Origin of the sequence: Kocuria sp. (assembly GCF_030536815.1) — a bacterium.
Lineage (GTDB): Bacteria > Actinomycetota > Actinomycetes > Actinomycetales > Micrococcaceae > Kocuria > Kocuria gwangalliensis.
Genome location: NZ_JAUNPE010000155.1, coordinates 1 through 4,835 on the forward strand (window position 1 = coordinate 1; position 4,835 = coordinate 4,835).

Here is a 4,835-nt window from a genome sequence, read left to right on the forward strand (position 1 = left end):
CTCCATGCGCGACGCCGCACGTGTTCGTTCGCGTGCGGCGTCGTCTTGTATCCGGTGACGCCGCCAAGGGCGCGTCACGAGGAAAGGATGGCACCACCGTATGAAAGCTCCCGCTTCGCATTTGAAGCCCCCGGGACAGGATCGCGGGCTGCGGGACGTCGTGGAGAATCGGTTTCTGCTGAGACTGATCGTCGACAAGGAAATTCAGATCCGGTACCGCGGCACGGTGCTCGGGCTGCTGTGGTCCTATCTGAAGCCCGGTGTGCAGTTCCTGGTGTTCTACATCGCCATGGGCGTGTTCCTGGAACTCAACCGCGGCATCGAGAACTTCGCCGTGTACCTGTTCTCCGGAATCGTGGTCATGAACCTGTTCGGGGAGGTGTTCGGTAACGCGTCCCGCTCGATTGTGGCCAACGGCGGGTTGCTCAAGAAGATCTACCTCCCCAGACAGCTCTTCCCGGTCTCCAACCTGTTGGTGGCGTTCGTGCACTTCGTGCCGCAGCTGGCGATTCTGCTGATTGCGTGTTTCATCACGGGCTGGCGGCCGGACCTCAAACAGTTGCTCGCGGTCATCGTGGGCACCCTGATCGTGGCCGTGTTCTCGCTGGGCCTGGGCATGATGTTTGCGACGTTCAACGTGTTCTTCCGCGATGCCGAGAACATCGTGGACCTGATCGTCATGGTGGCCACGTGGGCCTCACCCGTGCTCTACATGTGGATCATGGTCCGTGACAAGCTCTGGGAATGGGTGTACTTCGTGTACATGCTCAACCCACTGACCGTGGCGGTGGAACTGTTCCATTACGGGTTCTGGTTCCCCACCACCGATAACCCGCAGATCTGGCACGTACCACCGCACCTGCTGACGTGGTGGACGCCGCTGACCATTGTGGTGAGCGGGCTCATTTTCTTCATTGGTGACCGTTTGTTCCGTGCCCAAGAGGGCAACTTCGCGCAGGAGCTGTAAATCATCGTGTCCAGTACTGCTAGCAAAAACGTCAAGGAACGCACGGATCCGGATCTTGCGATCCGCGTGCAGAACATGAGCAAAGAGTTCGTGTTGCGCCACACCCGCTCCATGAAGGAAGCCTTCGTGTGGTTGGTCAAGGGCCGCAAGGGCGATCTCACCGCCAAGTTCAAGGCCCTCAATGACGTCTCCTTCGACATTTACGACGGCGAGACCGTGGCCCTGTTGGGGTTCAACGGCTCCGGTAAGTCGACATCCCTGAAAATGATTTCCGGCGTGATGAACCCGGACTCCGGCACCGTGCTCACGCGCGAGAAGGTTGCCGGCCTGATCGAGGTGGGCGCCGGTTTCCACCCGGACCTCACCGGCCGGGACAACGTGTACCTCAACGGCGCGATCCTGGGCATGACCAAGGCGGAGATCGACGAGAAGTTCGATGACATCGTGGCCTTCTCCGAAATCGCCGAGTTCATCGACACCGAGGTGAAGTTCTACAGCTCGGGCATGTACCTGCGCCTGGCCTTCTCCGTGGCGGTTCACACGGATCCCGAGGTCTTCCTGGTGGACGAGATCCTCTCCGTGGGTGACGAGCCGTTCCAGAAGAAATGCATTGGTCGCATCAAGGACCTGGTGCGCCGCGGCAAGACCTTGGTGGTCGTCAGCCACGACCTGGGCCTGGTCATGGACATCTGCGAACGCGGCATCGTGATGGACCACGGCAACAAGGTCTACGACGGTTCCGTGTTCGGCGCGGTGGCCCACATGCGCCACCAGGATCCGCAGGACGTGGAGCGCGAACACCGGGAGAACCTGGCGCGCGCCATCGAGGACAAGAAGCGCCACCGCGAACGTGAGCGGGTCGAGGCCCTCGAGCGCGGCGAAGAGTTCACACCCCAGTACGATCCCGATCTGGACGGGCCACTGTCGGAAGAGGACGCCACCTCCGCCTGACGGCCTGAGAAAGTACGACGGCGCCGCGAGACCTGGTCTCGCGGCGCCGTCGGCGTTGGTGCGCTTGGTGGGATCAGTCGCAGCCGACGATCTCGTAGAGCTTGGCGTCCGGGCCCTGCTGGTCGATCAGGTTGAACCCGTTCTCCGGGCCGATCTCGTCACTGCCCGCGGCGTTGAAGTAGGCAAAGGGGTTCACCTGCTCGGTGCCGAAGTCCAACACGTACCGCACGTTGTGCTTTTCCAGGGCGGGGCAGACCGCCGGGTTGGTCTGCAGATCCTCCAGATGATGAACGATGGTTGAGGCCTCACCGTCCGCGATCAGACCGTTGTGGGGGATGAGCACCTGCACATCGGCCATGGCGTAGGCCAAAGACGTGCCGGTGACCGGATTACCGAAGACCACGGCATCATCGGGCACTTCCTCGGGGAGGCGCTCGATCAGGGCCTGCTCGTCCGGGGTCAGCAGGGGAGTGGGGCCTTCCATGCCGTACTGGGTGCGCCCGTAGTCGACCACGTCGGTCATGGCCTGGCCCTGCAGCGTGATGAACCCGATGAGCACCGCCAGCGCCCCACCGAGGGCACCGGCCACGCGGGAATGGTGGAGCTTCTGCGCGGGACTGGTGCGGGCGGCGTCCCCGGAATCGGAGCGGGAGCGCTGTCCGGGGGTCGCACGATCGACCAGGGTGAGCAGCTTGTGGGCGGCCCACGTCAGAATGGCGGCGCAGCCGGCGGCCGCGAGCGGCACGGCGAGCACGGGGATGAGGGCGAGCAGCCGGTTGGCGTCGTTGTACCAGATGCCCGTCCAGTCGTAGCGGAAGGGAACGTCGCGAGAGGATGCGACCAACACGTACATCCACACCATGACGGCCCAGGCACCCACTACCCACCGGACACGAGAACGCAGCACCGCCGAGGCGCCGAGGAGCGTGACGATCACCAGACCCCACGGCACATGCATGGCATTGGGGAAGACCGGGCCGAGGGCCTCGCCCAGGGCGCCGGGGGAGGTGATGTGGGGTGCCCAGGACGATGCTTCCTGCGTGGCTCGCGCGGCAAACCAGATCTGTTGCAATGCATAGGCGCCGACCACGATACCGAGGGCGCCCAGCACGATGACCCACCACGGGCGGCGACCGGCCACGGCACGCCACCACACGGTCACGAGCAGGATCAGCAGGATCAGCAATGCCAGCAGAACGCTGGAAGGGTGCGCCAATCCCGTAGCACCGGTGACCAGCAAAATGGCGAGCCACAGGGGGGTGCGCGCCTCGATACGCGCATCATGCGAGAGCCCGACCACCTCCGTCAGCATCCCCAGGAGCACCGGCAGGAACGCAATGGACATGGTGTTGGGGAACAGGTTGCCGTAGAAGCTGAGCAGGAACGGAAAGGCGGGGAAACACGCGGCCACCAGGCCGGTGGACACCGTGATGGCGGGGTGCCGGCCGAACAACCGGGTGGCGAAGTACAGGCAACCCAGTGTCCAGACCAGCGCGCAGAGAACAAACGTCATGGCGTTGGCGATCACCAGCGGCGAGAACTCGGTCACGGTGGCCACCATGGCCGCGGTGTTGTGCCAGGCCGCCGGGTAGAACGAGGGTTCCGCCGTGACACCCAGGCCGCCCAGTGTCAGGGACGAGGCGTTGCCGGTGTCGTGAATGTACTGCAAAGCGTTGTAATGGAAGATCGCGTCATAGGTCTGTGAGATCGCATCCGGGGTTTCCAGGATCAATGTCAACCGGTGCGCGATCAGCGCCGCACCCACGATGAACGCACACCACAGGGCAATGCTCTGGGACGTCATCCGCTCGCGGAGCGCTCCCCATCTGACCTGACCCAGGCGAGGGTGCGGGTGCCGTCTGCGCACCGGAATGAGTGCCGCCCACAGCCCCGCACCGACCACCAGGAACGCAATGGCGACCGTCCACGGGTTCCAGGCAATCCCCACGAACCCGAAGATCACCGCCGAGGCCGCAAACCCCGCCACCGACAACGGAACCGCCAGTGCGGCCCGCAAGAGGCCCCGAAGGTTCATGGTGACGGTGAGGAACAACCCCGGCAGAACCAGGATCAGCAGCACCAGGAAGTATTGGGGAATGGCTTCGAGCCAGCTCAAGACATCAGAGCTCCAGTAAGTAGACGCGCGGCGGCGGGGGAAGGTTCTCGTGGAAGTTTAGTCGCTCGTCATAGTGCTTACCGGCACACAACGGTCTACAGGGATAGGTCAGTTGCTTGTGGGAGAATACTTCGCGTGAGTCGTGCGTGGATCGTGATGCCTGTGTTCAACGAAGGCCAAGTGGTGGGTGAAGTCCTGGAGAACCTCCGGAAGACTTTTCCCCACGTGGTCTGCATTGACGACGGTTCCTCCGATGATTCCGCCCGCATTTGCCGCGAGGCCGGGGCCGTGGTCGTCAGCCACCCCATTAACCTGGGGCAGGGCGCCGCGCTGCAGACCGGTTTCGAGTACGCGCTGCAGGATCCGGACATGGACTGCGTGGTGACCTTCGACTCGGACGGTCAGCACCGCGTGGTGGACGCCTACGACATGGTGGGTCGCATCCGCTCCGGCGAGGCGGACGTGGTGCTCGGATCCCGCTTCCTGGACAACCGCACGCAGGTCTCCACACTGAAGCGACTGGTGCTGCGCACCGCGGCGTTCGTGTCCAAGTTCACGAGCGGCATGGACCTCTCGGATGCCCACAACGGGTTGCGTGCAATCAACCGCGAGACGCTGTCACAGATCGACCTGAAGCAGAACCGGATGGCGCACGCCTCGGAGATCGTGAACCAGTTCGCGGTCATCAAGCCGCACTGGGTGGAGCATCCCGTGGAGATCATTTACACGGACTACTCCAAGGGCAAGGGCCAGTCCCTGCTCAACGGCGTGAACATCCTGACCGAACTGTTCGTGAAGTAA

4 protein-coding genes are annotated in these 4,835 nt (G+C 63.3%); 3 read left to right on the forward strand and 1 reads right to left on the reverse strand.

The annotated features are described in order from the left end of the window. Positions 1–100 precede the first annotated feature (100 nt). Both Q4E95_RS11110 and Q4E95_RS11115 read left to right on the forward strand, forming a co-directional pair. Complete coding sequence (locus Q4E95_RS11110; RefSeq protein WP_303383368.1) at positions 101–967, forward strand: ABC transporter permease; 867 nt, start codon at positions 101–103, stop codon at positions 965–967. A gap of 6 nt (positions 968–973) precedes the next feature. Then, entirely contained in the window at positions 974–1,918 is a 945-nt protein-coding gene (locus tag Q4E95_RS11115; RefSeq protein WP_303383369.1) for an ABC transporter ATP-binding protein, read from the forward strand. 73 nt (positions 1,919–1,991) lie between these two features. Here the strand turns inward: Q4E95_RS11115 and Q4E95_RS11120 are convergent, their stop codons facing one another. After that, positions 1,992–4,034 carry a DUF6541 family protein gene (locus tag Q4E95_RS11120; protein WP_303383370.1) on the reverse strand — a complete coding sequence of 681 codons (2,043 nt, stop codon included), beginning with the start codon at positions 4,032–4,034 and terminating at the stop codon, positions 1,992–1,994. A 135-nt stretch (positions 4,035–4,169) separates the two neighbouring features. Here Q4E95_RS11120 and Q4E95_RS11125 point away from each other — a divergent pair, with 135 nt between their 5' ends. After that, positions 4,170–4,835: a glycosyltransferase family 2 protein gene (locus tag Q4E95_RS11125; RefSeq protein WP_303383371.1), complete on the forward strand. Its 666-nt coding sequence runs from the start codon at positions 4,170–4,172 to the stop codon at positions 4,833–4,835.

What these genes read in the sequence shown, in the direction of transcription:
- Q4E95_RS11110 (WP_303383368.1), top strand. Translation starts at nt 101, where the DNA reads ATGAAAGCTCCCGCTTCGCATTTGAAGCCCCCGGGACAGGATCGCGGG.